The sequence below is a fragment of the Burkholderia sp. BCC0419 genome (assembly GCF_902830285.1).
In the GTDB taxonomy this organism is placed as follows: Bacteria; Pseudomonadota; Gammaproteobacteria; order Burkholderiales; family Burkholderiaceae; genus Burkholderia.
Window position 1 is genome coordinate 359,133 of the sequence record NZ_CADESR010000002.1, and the last position, 16,600, is coordinate 375,732.

Sequence of the window (16,600 nt, forward strand, 5' to 3'; positions counted from 1 at the left end):
GCACAACATTCCGAAGCAAACAGGAGCATCGAAGATGAGCAGTCCCCGTGGCGCACTTTTTCCCGACGCGTTGATGCAGCAGATCAAGTCGCGCTTTCATCACGTCGATCGCGACGTCGACGGCCGGGAGCGGCTGTTCTTCGACAACGCGGGCGGGTCGTTCCGGTTGAAGGCGGCAGTGGACGCGTACGCACGGGTCGATGCGCTGCCCGACTGCCCGGAGCGCATCCACGCGCGCGCGCTCGATCTGCAGACGATCCAGTCGCGCGGCGAGGACGACGTTCGCACGATCCTGAACGCGCAGGGCGGCACCGTGTATGCGTCGCTGACCGCATCGGGCGCGATGTTCGACATGGTGCGCGCGATCATGGAGAACGTGCCGGGCACCAACGCGGTGACGACCGTGCTCGAGCATCCGTCATCCTACGACGCGATGACGTACTACGCGGAACGGACCGGCAAGACGCTGCGCATCGCGCCGAGCAACCCGGAGACCGGAGGCGTGGACGTCGATGCGATCGTGTCGCTGGTGGACGCGGATACCGCGCTGCTCAGCGTGATGTTCGCATCGAACATCTCCGGCGCGAAATTCGACATCGAGACGATCGTCGCGCGCGCGAGAGAGAAGAAACCCGATCTGTTCATCGTCGTCGACGCGGTCCAGCATGCGCCGCACGGGATCATCGACCTGGAGCGCACGCCGGTCGACGGGATCAATTTCGCACCGTACAAGTTCTTCGGATGCCGCGGCTCGGGCATGTCGTGGCTGTCGCCGCGTGCGGCCGCGTTGCCGCATCACCGGCTCGCCGCGAAGGAGAACGGCGTATGGGAACTCGGCAGCCCGGCGCCCGCGCAGTTTGCGGTCGTGTCGGCGATCGTCGATTACGTGGCCTGGATCGGCCGGTATTTCGTCGATTCGGACGACCGGCGCACGCTGTTCGTCGAGGGCATGCACCGGATCGAGCGGCATGAACGCGCACTGCTCGCCGCGTTGCTCGACGGTTTGCGCGCGATCGACGGCGTCGACGTCTACTGGGATCACGACGACCTGACGAAGCGCGACCTGATCGTCGGGATCGGCTTCGCGCATCTCGAACCGACGCAGGCGGTGCGGGAATACGAGAAGCACGGTGTGATCGTCTATGAGCGCGTCGCATCGAGCCTGTATTCGGGCCGGATGCTGAAATCGTTCGGGCTTGCCGGCGCGGTGCGGATCTCGCCGCTCCATTGTCATGCGCCGGACGATATCGCGCGATTCCTCGCGATCACCGAAGCGCTCGCGGCGCACCGCTGATCGACGACACGGCCCGGATCATCCGGGCCGTGTCGCGTCCGGCGCGACTTTTCGATCAGGCTGCCGGCGCGACCGATGCGCCCGTGATGCCGTGCCGGCGCAGCGAATCGGCGACGAAGCCCGACGCCTTCATGTCCTCGACGAATGCGGCCAGTTCCGCGGCGGCCGCGTCGCCGCGACTCTTCGGCACGCCCATCGCCTGCCGGATCACCATGAAGCGCTCGTCGAGCAGGCGCAGGCCGGGCGTTTTCGCGGCGTCGGCTTCGAGCTGCTGCTTCACGCCGGCCGCCACTTCCAGCTGCTGCTCGACGAACGTCGCCACCACGGCTTGCGACGTCGGTGCGCGCACGATCTGTGCGGCCTTCAGTTCGCGGGTGAGGAACAGGTCGTACGCGCTGCCCTTGCCGACGGTCACGCGGTTGTGCGGCTGGTCGACGTCCGCGTTGGTGCGGATCGGCGAGGCGTCCGGCACGAGATAGAAGCCTTCGATCAGCACGTACGGTGCGGTGAACGCGACCGTTTCGCCGCGCAGCGGATCGACCGCGAAGAAGCCGAAATCTGCGCGCTCGTCGGTCAGCGCCTGCACCGATTTGCCGGCGGCGTCGAACACCACGAGTTCCAGGTCGACCGACAGGCGCTCGGCGAATGCACGGGCGAGGTCGATCGATACGCCGAACGGTTCGCCCGTTGCCGGGTCGCGGTTCGCGAGGATCGGGTTGCCGAGGTTGATCGATGCGCGGAGCTTGCCGGTGGGGGTGAAGGCGGAGACGACAGCAGGAGCGATGGGCATGAGCGGACTCGTGGGCGGCGTAGGGTCGGTAGGGTGACGGGATGCACGACAGCGCGTCGATGCCGAGCTTATCACCCGGACGTCGGGTGGAGCGTGTCGCGGGGCGTGCCGGCGCCGAAACGTCGAGCCGGCGCGCGGCCCCGTGGTCGGCCGCTGCACCCTGTCCGGAGCCGCATGACGGCCCCGCTATGCGTTCCGGCTCCGGTCGGCGGCGAGATGCGCGGACGGTTCGACCGCAATCGCGATTTTTCCGCGAACGCCGTTGTCGGGGCGCTCCAGCCGGGCATGGGCGAGCGGAATGTCGGCAAGGGAATAGACGGCGCCGACGTGAGGCCGCAACTGACCGCGCTCGACCAACGCGCTCAACTCGTCGAGCTTGCCGCGGTTTTGCCGCGTGAAGACGAAGTGATAACTCGCGTTCTTGCCCCACGCGTGAAGGAGGTTTTGCGGCTGCGCGATGTCCACGATCGTGACGACGCGGCCAAGCTGGGCGAGCGCGTCGGGGCTGCGCGACAACGTGTTGCCGCCGATGGTGTCGAACACGACATCGACGCCGCGGCCGCCCGTTTCCCGCATGATCGCGTCGACGTAGTCCTCGTGCTGGTAGTCGATGACCCCATCGGCGCCCAGGCTTCGTGCGAACGCGAAGTTGGCTTCGCGCACGGTCGTGAACACCCTGGCGCCGATCGCTTTGGCGAGCTGGATCGCCACGTGGCCGACGCCGCCCGCGCCGCCGTGCACCAGAATGCTTTCCCCCACCCTGAGCGCCGCCCGCACGACCAGGGCTTCCCACGCCGTTCCGCCCACCAGCGTCAGGCTGGCCGCCTCGAGATGGCTCAGCGACGAGGGCTTCTTCCCGACGATGCGTTCGGCCGCGACGTGGTATTCGGCATAACTGCCGGGCCCGTCGAAGATTTGCGGGGTGTACCAGACTTCGTCTCCCGGCGAGAAACTCGTCACGCCTGGCCCGACTGCTTCGACCACGCCGGACACGTCATGCCCGGTGATGGCGGGCAGCGGCACCAGGTCGGGATAGTCGCCCCGCCGGACCTGGTAATCCAGCGGATTGATCGAGGTGGCATGTACCCGGACCAGGACTTGTCCCGCATGCGGCACGGGCGTGGGCACATCGCACAGTTCGAACGCATCCGGACCGCCAAATGACTTGAGTCGCATTGCTTTCATTGCACGTCCTCGTTTCGATAAAAAGGGATATCGGGAATTATAGATATATTGGGGTAAAAAATTACAGCTCCGTGCCGATGCTCTCGGCCAGCGCACGGATGGCCGCTTCGTTGCGCTTGTAGTACGTCCACTGGCCGATGCGCCGGACTTCGACCAGGCCGGCGCGTTGCAGCGTCGCAAGATAATCGGACACCGTCGACTGCGACAGCCCGACGCCTTCCTGAATGCTGCTGACGCAGACGCCCACCGTGTGAACGTCCCCTTCGTCCTGCGGCGGGAAGTGCTTCTCGGGATCCTTCAAACCCCGCAGGATTTCGAGGCGTGTCCGGTTCGAGAGGGCTTTGAAGATGTCGAGCAATTCCATGGCGTGATCATATCGATATTTCACGATATGTCAATACAACCGCTGGCCGCCTCCGCGTGGCACGTCAGACGCACCGATTGATGCATGCAATGCAGATATAAGCTGCAATTTACGCTACTGGTGCTCCGCATTCGCGTAATTAAACTACGCTGACACCACACCGGGAGATCACGATGGTACGTACGGTCAGCATCCATGAAGCGGGCGGGCCCCAGGTATTGCGTATTGAACAGGCTGCCGTGCAACAGCCGGGGCCGGGAGAAGTCTGGCTGGAGCAGGCGGCGATCGGCGTGAATCCGCTGGACGTCAGTCAACGGACCGGCGCCGTCCGGATCGCGTTGCCGTCAGGGCTGGGTCTCGAGGGGGCGGGCCAGGTCGCCGCGATCGGTCCGGGCGTGACCGAGGTCAAGGTCGGCGACCGGGTCGGGTATGCGACCGGTCCGCTCGGTGCGTACGCGACGGGCCGCCTCTATCCTGCCAATCGGCTCGTGAAGCTGCCGGATGCCATGAGCTTCGACGAAGCGGCGGCCGTGCTCTTCAAGGGCATCACCGCTCAATACCTGCTGAAGACGACCTATCCTGTCGGGTCGAACTCGAACGTTCTGCTGTACGGCGCAGCGGGTGCGTTGGGGCAGATCATGGTGCCGTGGGCGAAGGGGCTCGGTGCCTTCGTGATCGGCGTCGTCTCGCGGCAGGAGAGTGTCGAGCGCGCGAAGGCGGCGGGTTGCGACGAAGTGATCGTGTTCGATCCGGCCACGCTGGCCGGCCGGGTGGCCGACGTGACGAACGGCAAAAAGGTCGATGTCGTCTACGATCCCGTCGGTCGCGTGTCGTTCGACGCGTCGCTGGACAGCCTCCGCCCCCGCGGGTTGCTGGTGTCGTTCGGGATGACGTCCGGCGCGCCGCCTGCCGTCGAAGTCGGTGTGCTCAATGCGAAGGGCTCGCTGTTCCTGACGCGGCCGTCGCTCGCCGCACACACGGCGACGCCCGACGAATATCAGGAGCGGGCGCAGGAGGTCCTGCGGGCGATCGCCGACGGTATCATCCAGCCGCGCGTCTGGCGTCGCTACCCGTTGGCCGACGTGGCCGAGGCGCATGCCGATCTCGAGCACGGCCGATCGCAAGGCGCGATCGTGCTCACGCCCTGAGCGGGCCGCCACGCGCGTGTTCGCCCGGGTCGCCGCCGGACACTGTGTGCTACTGATTTTGCGAGGCCCGAAAGCGGCATGGATTTTCTCGATAGTCGACAGGCGGACGAGCGGGCAACGCTGCTGGCGCTTTGGGAGCATGGCTCGTTTGCCGCGGCCGGGCGCGCGTTGCAGCGTCACCCGACCGTGCTCTCGAAGCGGCTCAGCGCGTTGGAGCATCGTCTGGGCATACGTCTGATCGAGCGCACCACGAGGCAACTGCGCTTTACCGCCGAAGGAGAGCGCCTGGTCACGCGCCTGCGTCATGCGCTCGGCCTGATTGCCGAGGCCGAGCAGGACGCGGCGCAAGGCGCGGCCCAGGTCAGGGGGCGTCTGCGGATCGCGTTGCCGGCGGCGATGGGGCGCATCTGGCTGAGCGCGATCGTGTCGGAATTCGCGATGGCTTATCCGGGCGTCGTGCTGGACGTCGAATATTCGGAACGGTTCGTCGACATCGTCGCCGAAGGTTTCGACGCGGCGATCCGGATCGGCGAGCTGTCGGACAGTCGACTGATTGCCAGGAAGCTGTGCGATCACCACCGCATCCTGGCCGCCGCGCCTGCGTATCTGGAGCGGCATGGAACGCCGACAGCGCCCGCCGATCTGGCCGCGCACAACTGCCTCGGCTTTACGGGGCTGCACACGTACCCGGAGTGGAAGCTGACGCGGGACGGCGAGCAACACGCGATCAAGGCACGTTGCGGCATGGTCAGCAACGACAACGAGGCGCTTTTGTCGGCGGCGCGTCTCGGGCTGGGGATTCTCGCGGGCGGCGACTGGCTGATGATGAAGGACATCGACGCCGGCAATTTGACGAGAGTATTGCCGGCGTGGCAACTGGGTGACGCCGCGGGCGTCTATCTGGTTCGTCCGTCCGCGAAGTACAGCGCAGCGACGACAACCGCATTCAAACAGTGGATCGAGGCGGCGTTTTCGCAGGGCGCGCCGTGGCGACGAGGCGGTGCGCAATAGAGACGGAGGAGACGGAGATGCTCCGCTAGCGCCGATGGCGCAGTGCGTCGACGATCAGCGACAGGGCCGGCGACGCATCGAGGCGCGCATGTCGGTAGCCGTTGCCGGATTGCAGGTTGCCCCGCCAAGCGGGATCAAGGTCAGACATGCTCGCGAAGGTAACGGATGCATTTCATTCGCAGGCTCGACCGATCCGCCAGGGCGTCCGGCGAAGCGGGCGTCGGGGCCGGTTCGGCATTCGCGAGCGGTTCCGCGAATGCGGCGCTGTCGGCCGGGCGGGCCAATTTCGCGATTTGAAGCGAAGCGTGGCCTATCCAGACGCGATCGCGCCACTCGCATTTCGCGCGATGGATAACCAGCCACGCTTGCAGCGATTCGACGAGCTGGAATGGTGAAAGCCACTCGCGCGTCTGCCTGCGGGTGACGAGTTGCATGACAACGAGGAAGTAGAGCAAATCTACGTACTTGGTCCGGCCGCGCATAGTTCGTCTTGTGATGGTCGATACTTGCGATTGCGCCGGTGTCGGCTCACCCCTTGACGCTGAGTGCCTTCTCGATCGCGGCAATCAGTTTGAACGCATCGCTCCGCCCGATCAGCAACCCGCGGCTGGTGTACTCGCACCCGAATGCATAGAAGCTCGGCAGCAGTGTCACCATGTCGCTCTGCTGATCGAAATCGACTTCGCATTTCGTCAGGGGGAAGAACGGAGGCGCCTCGGCCGGCATGTTGTGCACGATGTTCTCCTAGTACATTTTGCGGGGCGGCAACATGCGCTTTGCCCTCAGGCGCTGTCTGGAAACGGCGCTGGCCTTTTTCCGCTTGCGTTCCGTCGTGGGCTTCTCGTAGCCGGTGCGACTGCGCAACTCGCGAATCAGCCCGGTTTTCTCGATGTCGCGTCGGAATCGCCGCAGCGCGACATCGATCGGTTCGTTGAGCTTCAGCGTAATTGTCGTCATGTAGATCCTGTCGGAAAGGTTTGAACGGAAAGCTAGCCGAGCCGTGTCATGACGGCGCTTGCTATCTCGTCGGATTCGAATTCCGAATATCCTGCTCCGATCGATAACGCACGTACCGCGATGAACATGTGCAGCTCTGGTTGGTGGCACATCGCTGAATCGACGATTCCGGCGGGGACGACAGTATCGAGCCGGGTCACTTCATGTCGTCTGATCAAGCCGAGCAGTTCGTCGATGATCATTTCGCCCTCCAAAATGCCGAAAATGGGTGTTGCCCTGACGAGCCGCTTCAGCTCGGGCTGGAAAAGAACCCCTGCTTGTCGCGATTGTCGTCGATGATGTTTTCGGCGTAGCGCACCGACGCACGACGGGCGTCACCGGCGTTGTCGAATGGGGATGCGTCGCCCAATCTGAAAGTCTGGCTCTGCGTCAGCGTATCGGTGCTGCCGCGAAGGCAAATCTTGACTGCCGCGTCGAACCCGGCGTCGTAGTTATGCGGGCAGCCATTCAGCGCCGGCACGTGAGGGTAAATCAGTGGATAAATCTCGAATCCACGGTAGACGTGCATGCTCATGAGAAACTCCTGGCGTTCGGCCATGACGAGTCGCATGGGCGAACACATCCGGCCAGTATTCCCGTTTGGGGGGCGGGCCAGTGGGTGAAGGGGACAACGTTGCAGCGCGAAGGAGGGGCGATGCAGCAAGCGGGCGGGTGGAGGGGGCGAACGGTCAAAGGACGGCTGATCGCTCGGATGAACCCATCATACGCGCATCGTTTGTTGAACGTCCAATTATTCCGGGTTGGCGCAAGCACGCACCGGCACATGGTGCGACAGGCGTGCGGCCAGATCGCGGACACGGTGCCGGCGCGTGCATCCCGATCCGCGCGCGGCGACCGTCACGCCGTCATGCCGTTTTCAGTGTCACGCGGAATCTGCTGTCGGGAAGGACTTCATCGAGCACGTCGCCCGGTTCCACGCGCGTTACTGCGCAGCAAGCGGGCGTTTCTTCGCGCGCGATTTCGTGTCGGCGGGCGGCTGGGGCGGCACCCAGTTCAATGCGGTGCCCAGCTTCGGCAGGGTAATGGCTTGCTTGGCACGCGGGGGCGGCTTGTTGCCGCGAGGCTGGCTTCGGGTCATGCGGATTCTCCTGCTGCGCCACTTGCGCGGTTCGGTGAGCACGATGCGCGGCGATCGCGCTCGTGCGATTGAACGTGCGCGCGGCGACCGATGTTCGGGTATCGGCATACGCACAGGGTCGATGGCCGGATGCGAAGCGGACGGCCGCGCCTGCGTCGAGTCGCATTGCCTGCGACCGAGGGCGTGGCACGTGAAGCGGCAGCGACGTGCCGCTCCGGGAACGGGACTGACGGTTCAGCGATTACAGCGGGGTAATGTTCGATGCCTGCAGGCCTTTGGGGCCGTTCTTCGTTTCGAAGCTGACTTTCTGACCTTCCGCGAGGGTCTTGAAGCCGTCGCTGCGAATCTCGGAGAAGTGGGCGAACAGATCGTCGCCGCCGCTATCGGGGGTGATGAAGCCGAAGCCTTTGCTGTCGTTGAACCACTTGACGGTACCGGTATCCATGTTAGATCTCCTGAAAATGAACGAGCGAATGTGCCCCGAATGGACGAGGAAAAAAGAATCAAGGAGGGAGAGGACAACGAATACCGCAGGCTGCGGTCGATGATGAGCAGCAATCGCGCTTCTTGAATACTTCTGCGGCCGACAGTACGCGTCGCCAGGAAATGTGTCAAGCGCTTTCGGCCCTGGGGGCAGAACGCGTGACGCTTCCTCGATCGGCGCCGATCGCTTGCCGGCATGCACGTCGCGCTGTGCGATGCGCGGCTCCGGCGGCGACGTCAGAGGGTCGTCAGCAACTGCAGCTGACGTTCGGTCTCGTTTCCCGCGACCAACGAAAAGAACCCGGTCTCGCGACGTTCGACTACCGTGAGCCCCTCGCTGTCGGAGAAGACGTTCCACGCGCTGTCGTCGACATGTGCGATCGCTCCGCGCGTGCGCGCGAATGCCAGCAATAGCGGACTCGCCTGGCGGCGGAGCACTTGACGATCCGAATTCAACACATAGGGCGGCCAGCCGGCCCGAAGGACGAGATAGTAAGGAATGGAGCCGGGATCGATTGTCATTGGTTGGGGCGGTTTCATGTGCGGGCCTGCGTTTGCCGTCCAGCTGCATTCAGAGCGGTGTCGGGAAAGGCGTGCGATGGATCGACGGGAGTTCGCCGTGGCGTGCTTACAGTTTATGCGTTGAACCGCTCGATTCGCAGGATATCGTAACGATGCCCTGCGGCGTCGGTCACGTATCCGGTTTCGGTCGGGAGCTGCCTGCTGCCGAAACGTTGTAGCGATATCTACTGAATTGCAGGGTTCGTGACGGCCAATTATGCTGCCGTCATGAATTCCGTCCCGACTTCCTGGCTCCTGTTGATCGTCAGTCTGCCGACCTCCGGCGCGACAGCCCGCATGCGCATCTGGCGTACCGTCAAGGCGCTCGGCTGCGGCGCGCTGCGGGACGGTGCATACCTGTTGCCGGCGCATGCCGAGCAGGCGGCGCAGTTGCGCGATCTCGCCGACGACGCGCGTAACGGCGAAGGGCAGGCGTGGTTGCTGGACGTCCGCGCGGACGATCCGGCGGACGAAAGCGCGTACAAGTCGCTGTTCGATCGCGCGGGCGATTACGCGGACTGGCTTGCCGAGCTGTCGGAGGCCCGCAAGACGCTGCCCGATCTGGCGGGTGCCGATCTCAATCGCCTGCAACGCCGCCACGCTCGTACGTACGAGTCCATTCGAAGCGTCGATTTCTTTCCCGGCGAAACCTCGCTGCGCGCGCATGCGCAATGGCGGGATTTCACCGCCGCGATCGAAGCGTTGCGCTCGCCCGGCGAGCCGCATGCCGCTCAGCGCGGCATCCCGCGTCGCGACCCGGCGCAGTATCAGGGCAGGCTGTGGGCGACGCGCCGTCACCTGTGGGTGGATCGCGTCGCCAGTGCGTGGCTGATTCGGCGTTTCATCGATCCGCATGCGCGCTTCGTGTGGCTGGAAAACCTCGCCGATTGTCCGGTCGATGCGCTCGGCTTCGATTTCGACGGCGCCCCGTTCACGCATGTGGGCGATCGCGTGTCGTTCGAGGTACTGGTCGCGAGCTTTGGACTCGGCGACAACGACGGACTCGTCCGGTTGGGGGCGATGGTGCATGCGCTGGATGTGGGCGGCGCCGCCGTGCCGGAAGCCGGCGGATTCGAGGCCATTCTCGCGGGTGCCCGTAAGCGTCTTGCCGACGACGATGCGTTGCTGATCGAGATCGGCGCCGTACTCGATTCGTTGTACGTGCATTTCCGTGGCAATCGAAAACCCTGACCTTGCTGCTCGACCACCACATGAATACACATCGCGACCGCCCGGCCTATACGCTGTGGCAACTGATCCTGTACTTCGCGTGGCTCGGCGCGACGGGTTTCGGCGGGCCGGTTGCGCTCGCCGGCTACATGCATCGGGATCTCGTGGACACGCGCCGATGGATCGCGGACGCGGACTACAAGGAAGGCCTGGCGCTCGCGCAGCTCGCCCCGGGCCCGCTTGCCGCGCAACTGGCGATCTATCTCGGCTACGTGCACTACCGGATCGTCGGCGCCACGATGGTCGGGATCGCGTTCGTGCTGCCGTCGTTTCTGATGGTGGTGCTGCTCGGCTACGCATACACGCGATTCGGCGGGCTGACGTGGATGCAGTCGGTGTTCTACGGCGTCGGCGCGGCGGTGATCGGCATCATCGCGATCAGCGCGCGCAAGCTGACCGTGAAAAGCATCGGTCGCGACAAGCTGCTGTGGGCGATCTATCTCGCGCTGGTCGCCGTGACGGTGATCACCGAATCGGAAGCGGCGTGGCTGTTTCTCGCGGCGGGCCTGCTCGTCTGGTTCACGCGCTCGCCGCCCAGGTGGTTACGCCAGCGGCGCGTCAATGCGGTCGTGGCGTTGCCCGTCTCCGCCACCGGCGCGTGGCTCGGCATCGTCGACTGGCCGCAGCTCGCGCAACTCGCCGTCTTCTTTGCGAAGGCCGGCGCCTTCGTGTTCGGCTCGGGGCTCGCGATCGTGCCGTTCCTCTATGGCGGTGTGGTCACCGAGCACCATTGGCTCAACGAGAAGCAGTTCGTCGACGCCGTGGCGGTCGCGATGATCACGCCGGGCCCGGTCGTCATCACGGTCGGCTTCATCGGCTATCTGGTGGCGGGGCTGCCCGGCGCGTGCGTGGCGGCAGCCGGCACGTTCCTGCCGTGCTATCTGTTCACCGTGTTGCCGGCCCCGTACTTCAAGAAATACGGCAGGCTGCCGGCGATCCTGGCATTCGTCGACGGCGTAACGGCCGCGGCCGTCGGCGCGATCACGGGGTCGGTGATCGTGCTGGCCCGACGTTCGATCGTCGACGTGCCCACCGCCTTGATGGCGCTCGCGACGATCGTGTTGCTGGTCAGGTTCAAGAAGCTGTCGGAGCCGGTGGTCGTGGGCGCCGCCGCCGTGATGGGCCTGATCGTGTACCCGCTGTTGCATCACTGACCGTGGAGGCTGCCATGCAATGGATTACGCGACAACGTCCGAAAATCGACAGGGTCGCTTGTCCCTGGCTCATTGCCCGTTTTATCGACGAGACGCCCGAATTTCTGTACGTCCCGCCGGGCGACGTGCTGCGGATCGCCGACGAGACGGGTGCGATCCCGTACGACATTCCGGGGGTGGAATTGACGCACGTCGGCGAGCAATGCAGCTTCGACGCGTTTCTCGATAAATATGGTTTGGCCGACGATCAGGCGTTGCAGCACATGGCCTGCATCATTCGCGGCGCGGATACCTCGCGGCTCGACCTGACGCCGCAGTCCAGCGGGCTTTATGCGATTTCGCTCGGACTGTCGGACATGTTTCCCGACGATCACGAGATGCTGGAGCATGGCCTCGTCATGTACGACGCGCTGTATGCGTGGTGCAGGAATTGTCAGGCCGAAGGTCATGCGTGGCCGCCGAAGATGGCGGAGTGACGACGCGGAGAACGGGATTCGTCGAGCCGTCCGGCGTGGACGCCGGGTTGTTCGCGCGATGAATGAAAAAATGCCCGCGATGCGCGGGCATTTCGTCAACAGTTGCCTTTCTTGGCTTGCCCCGGCGGGCAGAATCCATTTCCCGGCCCGCCTTGCGGCGCGACCACGACCGGTGGGCCAGGAACATAGGCGACGCAGCCGCCGAGCGCACCTACCATGCTCACCGCTGCGAGCCATGCGATAACCCCTTTTTTCACTTCGTTCTCCCGTTGGAAGGAAAGGGCCGTGCGGCCCTCGATGATGCCGTCAGCGCGTCAGAAACTGAAGTTGACGTTGGACTGATTGGTCGTTGCGTTGACGTTTGCCGATTGGGTCGCCCCCGACGCCGCGTCGGCCTCGATCGTGTATTGTCCCGCGGCGGCCGGCGCTGCGGCCAGCGCGATGGGCAGCGAACCCGAGTAGGTGCCGACGATCGGCGCCGCGGCGGGCACGGACAGCGCATAGGCGCCGGTGTCCATGTTCGCGTTGATCGACGTGATCTCGTAGGCGTTCGCGTCGATCGTCTGCAGCGCGCGCACGAAGGCGTTCGCGCTCGCCGTCACCGTACCGCTGACGGTGCTCATCGTCGAGGCCGGCAGCGTGATCGGTGCGGTCGATGCCGACACCGCCGTGGTCGTGTTCACGACCACCGGAACCGAGCGGACGATGCCCGACGCGAAGTTGTTCTGCACGATCACGACATCGTAGTTGCCCTGCGTCGAGCTCTGGATCAGCGGCGACAGCACGAACTTCCCGGAACCGTCGGCCACCGTGCCGCGGACGACCTTGCCGCCTTGTTCGGCATAGACGGTCGCGCCGGCTTCGGCGGATGCGACGTAACCGGAGATCGCGCCGCTCACGACGGTCGGGACCGCGGTGACGACCGGTTTCAGCGCATACGAGCCGTTGCCGCGCTGGACGATCGACTTGCATGCGTTGAAGTCGAGCACGAGATCGACGAGTGTGTTGGGCTGGACCGTGAACGGCTGGATGATCTTGTAGCCGCTTTGCGTGGCGCTCGGCGTAGCGAGTGCCTGTTCCGCGCCGCCGGTCGGGACGACCGAGTTCGCGAGCGTGTTGCCCTGATTCTGCGCGAGCACCAGCCGAACTTGCTGATACTGGCCGGCCGGCAGCGCGGTCTGGCCGAGATCGGCGAGCACGCCGTTGGTCAGCGACAGCAGGTCGATTTTCTGCGGCGTCGCGAGGGCAACGGTCGACCAGCCAGCGTCGTTGTCGGCGGCGTTCGCGTTGGCGTTGACACGGACTTGCGAGACGGTGACGTACACGTGATCGAAGCCGCACGATGGCGCGTCCGTCATCGCGACGTGCAGCGTACCGGTTTGCGTGCCGCCACCGTCGTCGCCGCCGCCGCAAGCCGCGAGGACGAATGGGACGAAGGCAGCGCACAGGGCGCTCTTGATGATGTTGTTCATATGTCACCCCCAAGTGGGATCGTTATTGTGGGTGACGGAAGAATAGCGGCCCCGTAGCTCACTATTTGGGTTTCTTTGAAACGGACGGTAACAATTTGTTCGATTGGTAAATCTTTACCGGAATTGCTTCGTACGAAGCGGGACAAGCGCTTTTGTCATACGTTAGTGGCGCTTTTGGCGCAGAGGTCCATCTCAGCGTCTTACGCCAGCAGGTACCGCTGCATGATTGGAGTGACCTCGGTAGCTGCGGCGGTGGGTGGCGTGTTCATCTGACGGCGAGAAATTGCTTTGCCAGCGCGAGTTTGCCCGCGACCCGGATGGACCAGCATGAAGTCGACCATCAGGGCAGGCGGCTTGCTGGCTGTAACACTGAGTTGTCGGCAAAGCAGAGCCGTTGGTGACGGCAATCTGGCAAGATGCTTCGACTGACCGGAGACAGGGTGTCCCATGCACATCGCGATCGTGACCTTCCAGGGCTTCAACGAGCTCGACTCCCTCATTGCGCTCGGCGTGCTCAATCGAATCAGGAAGCCCGGCTGGCGGGTGACCCTGTCTTGCCCGGAGCCTTCCGTCACGTCGATGAACGGCGTAATCGTGCAGGCGCAGTCGACGTTGGCGGACGCTTGCACGGCCGATGCCGTCATCATCGGGAGCGGCATTCAAACCCGGGAGGTCGTCAAAGACGCGACGCTGATGGAGCAACTCGAGCTCGATCCCGCTCGACAGCTCATCGGCGCGCAATGTTCGGGCACGTTGATTCTGGCGAAGCTCGGCTTACTCGGCAAAATCCCGGCCTGCACGGATCTCACGACCAAACCCTGGGTGATCGAAGCTGGCGTCGATGTCCTGAATCAGCCGTTCTTCGCTCAAGGGAACGTCGCCACGGCGGGTGGCTGCTTTGCTTCGCCGTATCTGGCCGCGTGGCTCATTGCGCGCCTCGAAGGCGAGGACGCTGCGCGGAGCGCGCTGCACTACGTCGCACCAGTCGGGGAGAAGGACGAGTATGTTTCCCGCGCACTGACGAACATCAAGCCCTACTTGCCGTAGCTCGACGGGAAATCCATCGCGGTGAGCCGGGATCAGCGAGCTGTCAGGCCGCGGCGGTATTCCTCACCGGCGTCATCTCCGGCGCGGATTCACGCTGGTCGGGCTGGCTAGCGCGTTCCTCGTTACTAGCCCGGCCCGTCGCTGGCGGCCGCGAGAAGCGGCACGACCAGATCGCTGATCGGCGTCGGAATGCCATGCGTTCGTCCGTATCGCTGCACGACGCCATTCCGGCAGTCCCATTCGAGAGGGCGATTGCCTTGCCGGTCGGCAAGAATCGACGTTCCCAGATCAGGCGGAAAGCCATGGAATCCATCGACGATTTCCTGCGGCACTTCATCGCCCAGCTTCGCGCCTTCCGCACGCGCGACCGCGAGACATTCCCGCAAGTAGGCGAGCGACAGTTCGGTGATGTCGCTTCGCGAGAACATGCCGGCGCGGCGGCCGGTCAGCACCATGAGTCCCGCCACGGCGTTCTGCAACAGCTTTCGCCACGCGAGCGAGATGAAATCTTCCGCCACCTCGGGCGAGCAGCGCGTGCCGCGCAAAGCCGAGACCACCACGTTGCTCGCCGGCGTATCGGGCAGGGTGAGCCGAGGCTTGCCCCGCAGCCACACCGACGCGCCCGATTCGCGCTGCGCCGGAAACCAGACGACCGACGGCACGACCTCGGCGCCGGCCGCATACGGTGCGAAGGCGGCTTTTTGCTCGACGCCGTTTTGCAGCACGCAGACGACGGTATTCGCATCGCATAGCGCGGCGACCCAGGGCGCCGCGCTCGCCACCTGCGTCGCCTTGACCGCGACGAACACGAGATCGACCCTTTCCTTGACCGCTTGCGGATCGGTCAGCACGGGCCCGGGCACGACGATCTCGCCGCCATCGAAGCGCAACGTCAGCTGCTCGTGCGCCGAGCGGCCGCAGATCACCGGCGTGCGGCCGGCTTCGTGAAGGGCCGCGGCGACGGTCGTTCCGATTGCGCCCGGGCCGACGAGGGCGACGGTCGGGTAGTCAGACTTCGTCATGGTGTTCTTCCTGTTGAGTCATCTGCCAGATGCGGGCGCAGGGCGAGGGCGAGCGGAAAAATCGCCAGGGCGGTCAACGCGGTCGCATACGTGGCGCCGTGCACGCCGATCCTGTCGCCCAGGAAACCGTAGAGAACGGGCGATATCGCGCCCGAGGCGATCGTCCCAGTATAGAAAATCGCGAATGCGCGCTCGGTGCGTTCGGGCGCGGACATCTCCGGGACGGTTCCGTACAGTACCGATGAAGTGCCGTTGAGCATCATGCCCAGGATCGGCAGCAGCACCATGGTAAGCGCCAACGGGAGATATATCACCGCGATGATGCACGCAGCCGTACCGCCCTCCGTGAGCAGCACCGTCCTCACCGTACCCATGCGCGCGCCGAGCCAGCCACACATGAATTTGCCGGCCGCGCCCCCAATGAAAACGAGTGCAAGGGCCGTTCCCAGCAGTTGGGGCGAGACGCCCTTTGCGTTGAGCAGGAAAGGCAGAAAGGTAAGCAGTCCCATGCGTACGGCCGTATCGAGCACGCCGATGGAAAACAGCGCGGGGAATCCGCTTCTCCCCGCGCCATCGCGTTGAGCGGACGCTTGCTCTTTTGCCGGCGTCTTTCCGGCGCCGCGTGGCACGGCGGGAAACCAGAGCGCGATGACGGCGGCCACGACGCAGCCCAGTCCGGCGACGATCCATAGTGCATGACGCCACGGCATCATGGTCACGAGCAGCGAAATGGCGGCCGGCAGCGCGGATTTCCCCAGATCGCCGGAAAAGTTGTAGATGCTCAGCGGGCCTCTCGCGTCGCGCCCGTAGATGCGGGAGACGGCGCCTGATGCGATCGGATGCTGCGTGCTGGATCCGCCGCCCGAAATCGCCAGCGCGACGCCCAACCCGAGCAGGCCACCCGACATGCCCGCGAGCGCATAGCCGAGCGCGGCGAGCAGCGTACCGATTGCGAGCGTCGCGCGGCTGCCCAGACGTTGCGCGAGACGCCCGGCGGACAACTGCAGCGTCGCCATCGTGCCGGCATAGATGCCGCGCAGGATAGCCAGGGCCGCAAAGTCGAGCCCGAATTCCGACTGCCACACGGGTAGCAGCGCGTAGATCATGTCCGTATAGCCATCGTGCATGGCGTGCGCAATGCAGGACAGCCACAGCACGCGCGGCCGCGATGGCGCAGTCTCCGGCACGACGGGAGGGGAAAAAACCGGCAAGCGCATTGTCATTCTCTCCGTACGAGCGGTGAATGGAAGCCGCTCGCGGTATGGTTT

At 64.7% G+C, this 16,600-nt stretch carries 22 protein-coding genes; 7 read left to right on the plus strand and 15 right to left on the minus strand.

Features of this window, described 5'->3' with window-relative positions; all coding sequences use genetic code 11:
* The first annotated feature begins 34 nt into the window (after window positions 1–34).
* The gene (locus HWW87_RS15145; RefSeq protein WP_175820962.1) at window positions 35–1,294 is read left to right on the plus strand and encodes an aminotransferase class V-fold PLP-dependent enzyme; all 1,260 of its coding nucleotides are present in this window, start codon (window positions 35–37) and stop codon (window positions 1,292–1,294) included.
* 55 nt (window positions 1,295–1,349) lie between these two features.
* Here HWW87_RS15145 and HWW87_RS15150 read toward each other — a convergent pair whose 3' ends face one another.
* From HWW87_RS15150 to HWW87_RS15160, 3 genes are all read right to left on the minus strand, one after another.
* Window positions 1,350–2,084 (minus strand): ABC transporter substrate-binding protein, encoded by a 735-nt coding sequence (locus tag HWW87_RS15150; protein WP_175820963.1) that lies wholly within the window; start codon window positions 2,082–2,084, stop codon window positions 1,350–1,352.
* A gap of 186 nt (window positions 2,085–2,270) precedes the next feature.
* Window positions 2,271–3,269 (minus strand): zinc-dependent alcohol dehydrogenase family protein, encoded by a 999-nt coding sequence (locus HWW87_RS15155; RefSeq protein WP_175820964.1) that lies wholly within the window; start codon window positions 3,267–3,269, stop codon window positions 2,271–2,273.
* 61 nt (window positions 3,270–3,330) lie between these two features.
* Window positions 3,331–3,633 carry a metalloregulator ArsR/SmtB family transcription factor gene (locus tag HWW87_RS15160; protein ID WP_175820965.1) on the minus strand — a complete coding sequence of 101 codons (303 nt, stop codon included), beginning with the start codon at window positions 3,631–3,633 and terminating at the stop codon, window positions 3,331–3,333.
* A 173-nt stretch (window positions 3,634–3,806) separates the two neighbouring features.
* Between HWW87_RS15160 and HWW87_RS15165 the strand changes: the two genes are divergently transcribed.
* Window positions 3,807–4,781 carry a quinone oxidoreductase gene (locus HWW87_RS15165; RefSeq protein ID WP_175820966.1) on the plus strand — a complete coding sequence of 325 codons (975 nt, stop codon included), beginning with the start codon at window positions 3,807–3,809 and terminating at the stop codon, window positions 4,779–4,781.
* Window positions 4,782–4,859: 78 nt separating this feature from the next.
* Window positions 4,860–5,792 carry a LysR family transcriptional regulator gene (locus HWW87_RS15170; RefSeq protein WP_175820967.1) on the plus strand — a complete coding sequence of 311 codons (933 nt, stop codon included), beginning with the start codon at window positions 4,860–4,862 and terminating at the stop codon, window positions 5,790–5,792.
* A gap of 25 nt (window positions 5,793–5,817) precedes the next feature.
* On the opposite strand, the gene HWW87_RS37425 is transcribed toward HWW87_RS15170, so the two are convergent.
* The 9 genes from HWW87_RS37425 to HWW87_RS15210 all read right to left on the minus strand — a co-directional run bounded on the left by HWW87_RS37425 (window position 5,818) and on the right by HWW87_RS15210 (window position 8,910).
* The gene (locus HWW87_RS37425) at window positions 5,818–5,940 is read right to left on the minus strand and encodes a hypothetical protein (RefSeq protein WP_279608021.1); all 123 of its coding nucleotides are present in this window, start codon (window positions 5,938–5,940) and stop codon (window positions 5,818–5,820) included.
* Window positions 5,933–6,247: a hypothetical protein gene (locus HWW87_RS15175; protein WP_174432600.1), complete on the minus strand. Its 315-nt coding sequence runs from the start codon at window positions 6,245–6,247 to the stop codon at window positions 5,933–5,935. The genes HWW87_RS37425 and HWW87_RS15175 overlap by 8 nt, the downstream gene beginning before the upstream one ends.
* A gap of 73 nt (window positions 6,248–6,320) precedes the next feature.
* Entirely contained in the window at window positions 6,321–6,527 is a 207-nt protein-coding gene (locus tag HWW87_RS15180) for a hypothetical protein (protein ID WP_174386755.1), read from the minus strand.
* 9 nt (window positions 6,528–6,536) lie between these two features.
* Window positions 6,537–6,749: a 30S ribosomal protein S21 gene (rpsU, locus tag HWW87_RS15185; RefSeq protein WP_174432599.1), complete on the minus strand. Its 213-nt coding sequence runs from the start codon at window positions 6,747–6,749 to the stop codon at window positions 6,537–6,539.
* 32 nt (window positions 6,750–6,781) lie between these two features.
* Entirely contained in the window at window positions 6,782–6,991 is a 210-nt protein-coding gene (locus tag HWW87_RS15190) for a hypothetical protein (protein ID WP_175820968.1), read from the minus strand.
* A 47-nt stretch (window positions 6,992–7,038) separates the two neighbouring features.
* Complete coding sequence (locus HWW87_RS15195; RefSeq protein ID WP_174386758.1) at window positions 7,039–7,323, minus strand: hypothetical protein; 285 nt, start codon at window positions 7,321–7,323, stop codon at window positions 7,039–7,041.
* A 408-nt stretch (window positions 7,324–7,731) separates the two neighbouring features.
* Complete coding sequence (locus HWW87_RS15200; RefSeq protein WP_174432596.1) at window positions 7,732–7,887, minus strand: hypothetical protein; 156 nt, start codon at window positions 7,885–7,887, stop codon at window positions 7,732–7,734.
* A 241-nt stretch (window positions 7,888–8,128) separates the two neighbouring features.
* Window positions 8,129–8,332 (minus strand): cold-shock protein, encoded by a 204-nt coding sequence (locus tag HWW87_RS15205; protein ID WP_174386760.1) that lies wholly within the window; start codon window positions 8,330–8,332, stop codon window positions 8,129–8,131.
* 275 nt (window positions 8,333–8,607) lie between these two features.
* Window positions 8,608–8,910 carry a hypothetical protein gene (locus tag HWW87_RS15210; protein WP_244107235.1) on the minus strand — a complete coding sequence of 101 codons (303 nt, stop codon included), beginning with the start codon at window positions 8,908–8,910 and terminating at the stop codon, window positions 8,608–8,610.
* 249 nt (window positions 8,911–9,159) lie between these two features.
* On the opposite strand from HWW87_RS15210, the gene HWW87_RS15215 reads away from it, so the two are divergent.
* From HWW87_RS15215 to HWW87_RS15225, 3 genes are read left to right on the plus strand one after another with little or no spacing between them, the layout of a single operon-like run.
* The gene (locus HWW87_RS15215; RefSeq protein ID WP_175820969.1) at window positions 9,160–10,122 is read left to right on the plus strand and encodes a chromate resistance protein ChrB domain-containing protein; all 963 of its coding nucleotides are present in this window, start codon (window positions 9,160–9,162) and stop codon (window positions 10,120–10,122) included.
* A gap of 20 nt (window positions 10,123–10,142) precedes the next feature.
* Window positions 10,143–11,315: a chromate transporter gene (locus tag HWW87_RS15220; RefSeq protein WP_175820970.1), complete on the plus strand. Its 1,173-nt coding sequence runs from the start codon at window positions 10,143–10,145 to the stop codon at window positions 11,313–11,315.
* Window positions 11,316–11,329: 14 nt separating this feature from the next.
* A complete protein-coding gene (locus HWW87_RS15225; RefSeq protein ID WP_175820971.1) occupies window positions 11,330–11,791 on the plus strand; it encodes a chromate resistance protein ChrB domain-containing protein in 462 nt (153 codons plus the stop codon).
* A 314-nt stretch (window positions 11,792–12,105) separates the two neighbouring features.
* Here HWW87_RS15225 and HWW87_RS15230 read toward each other — a convergent pair whose 3' ends face one another.
* Complete coding sequence (locus HWW87_RS15230; RefSeq protein ID WP_175820972.1) at window positions 12,106–13,263, minus strand: DUF4382 domain-containing protein; 1,158 nt, start codon at window positions 13,261–13,263, stop codon at window positions 12,106–12,108.
* Between the two features lie 447 nt (window positions 13,264–13,710).
* Here HWW87_RS15230 and HWW87_RS15235 point away from each other — a divergent pair, with 447 nt between their 5' ends.
* Entirely contained in the window at window positions 13,711–14,310 is a 600-nt protein-coding gene (locus tag HWW87_RS15235) for a DJ-1/PfpI family protein (protein ID WP_175820973.1), read from the plus strand.
* Between the two features lie 125 nt (window positions 14,311–14,435).
* Here the strand turns inward: HWW87_RS15235 and HWW87_RS15240 are convergent, their stop codons facing one another.
* Window positions 14,436–15,332, minus strand: coding sequence for an oxidoreductase (locus tag HWW87_RS15240; RefSeq protein ID WP_175820974.1), 897 nt, complete (start codon window positions 15,330–15,332; stop codon window positions 14,436–14,438).
* Entirely contained in the window at window positions 15,329–16,549 is a 1,221-nt protein-coding gene (locus tag HWW87_RS15245) for an MFS transporter (protein WP_175820975.1), read from the minus strand. The genes HWW87_RS15240 and HWW87_RS15245 overlap by 4 nt, the downstream gene beginning before the upstream one ends.
* Window positions 16,550–16,600: the final 51 nt, after the last annotated feature.

Excerpts from the sequence above, each read along its gene's own strand:
- HWW87_RS15200 (WP_174432596.1), bottom strand. The coding sequence starts at position 7,887 with ATGACCCGAAGCCAGCCTCGCGGCAACAAGCCGCCCCCGCGTGCCAAG.
- HWW87_RS15155 (WP_175820964.1), bottom strand. The coding sequence starts at position 3,269 with ATGAAAGCAATGCGACTCAAGTCATTTGGCGGTCCGGATGCGTTCGAA.
- HWW87_RS15145 (WP_175820962.1), top strand. The coding sequence starts at position 35 with ATGAGCAGTCCCCGTGGCGCACTTTTTCCCGACGCGTTGATGCAGCAG.
- HWW87_RS37425 (WP_279608021.1), bottom strand. The coding sequence starts at position 5,940 with ATGTCTGACCTTGATCCCGCTTGGCGGGGCAACCTGCAATCCGGCAAC.
- HWW87_RS15205 (WP_174386760.1), bottom strand. The coding sequence starts at position 8,332 with ATGGATACCGGTACCGTCAAGTGGTTCAACGACAGCAAAGGCTTCGGC.
- HWW87_RS15150 (WP_175820963.1), bottom strand. The coding sequence starts at position 2,084 with ATGCCCATCGCTCCTGCTGTCGTCTCCGCCTTCACCCCCACCGGCAAG.
- HWW87_RS15245 (WP_175820975.1), bottom strand. The coding sequence starts at position 16,549 with ATGCGCTTGCCGGTTTTTTCCCCTCCCGTCGTGCCGGAGACTGCGCCA.
- HWW87_RS15190 (WP_175820968.1), bottom strand. The coding sequence starts at position 6,991 with ATGATCATCGACGAACTGCTCGGCTTGATCAGACGACATGAAGTGACC.
- HWW87_RS15165 (WP_175820966.1), top strand. The coding sequence starts at position 3,807 with ATGGTACGTACGGTCAGCATCCATGAAGCGGGCGGGCCCCAGGTATTG.
- HWW87_RS15195 (WP_174386758.1), bottom strand. The coding sequence starts at position 7,323 with ATGAGCATGCACGTCTACCGTGGATTCGAGATTTATCCACTGATTTAC.
- rpsU (WP_174432599.1), bottom strand. The coding sequence starts at position 6,749 with ATGACGACAATTACGCTGAAGCTCAACGAACCGATCGATGTCGCGCTG.
- HWW87_RS15220 (WP_175820970.1), top strand. The coding sequence starts at position 10,143 with ATGAATACACATCGCGACCGCCCGGCCTATACGCTGTGGCAACTGATC.
- HWW87_RS15215 (WP_175820969.1), top strand. The coding sequence starts at position 9,160 with ATGAATTCCGTCCCGACTTCCTGGCTCCTGTTGATCGTCAGTCTGCCG.
- HWW87_RS15230 (WP_175820972.1), bottom strand. The coding sequence starts at position 13,263 with ATGAACAACATCATCAAGAGCGCCCTGTGCGCTGCCTTCGTCCCATTC.
- HWW87_RS15235 (WP_175820973.1), top strand. The coding sequence starts at position 13,711 with ATGCACATCGCGATCGTGACCTTCCAGGGCTTCAACGAGCTCGACTCC.
- HWW87_RS15240 (WP_175820974.1), bottom strand. The coding sequence starts at position 15,332 with ATGACGAAGTCTGACTACCCGACCGTCGCCCTCGTCGGCCCGGGCGCA.
- HWW87_RS15225 (WP_175820971.1), top strand. The coding sequence starts at position 11,330 with ATGCAATGGATTACGCGACAACGTCCGAAAATCGACAGGGTCGCTTGT.
- HWW87_RS15160 (WP_175820965.1), bottom strand. The coding sequence starts at position 3,633 with ATGGAATTGCTCGACATCTTCAAAGCCCTCTCGAACCGGACACGCCTC.
- HWW87_RS15210 (WP_244107235.1), bottom strand. The coding sequence starts at position 8,910 with ATGAAACCGCCCCAACCAATGACAATCGATCCCGGCTCCATTCCTTAC.
- HWW87_RS15170 (WP_175820967.1), top strand. The coding sequence starts at position 4,860 with ATGGATTTTCTCGATAGTCGACAGGCGGACGAGCGGGCAACGCTGCTG.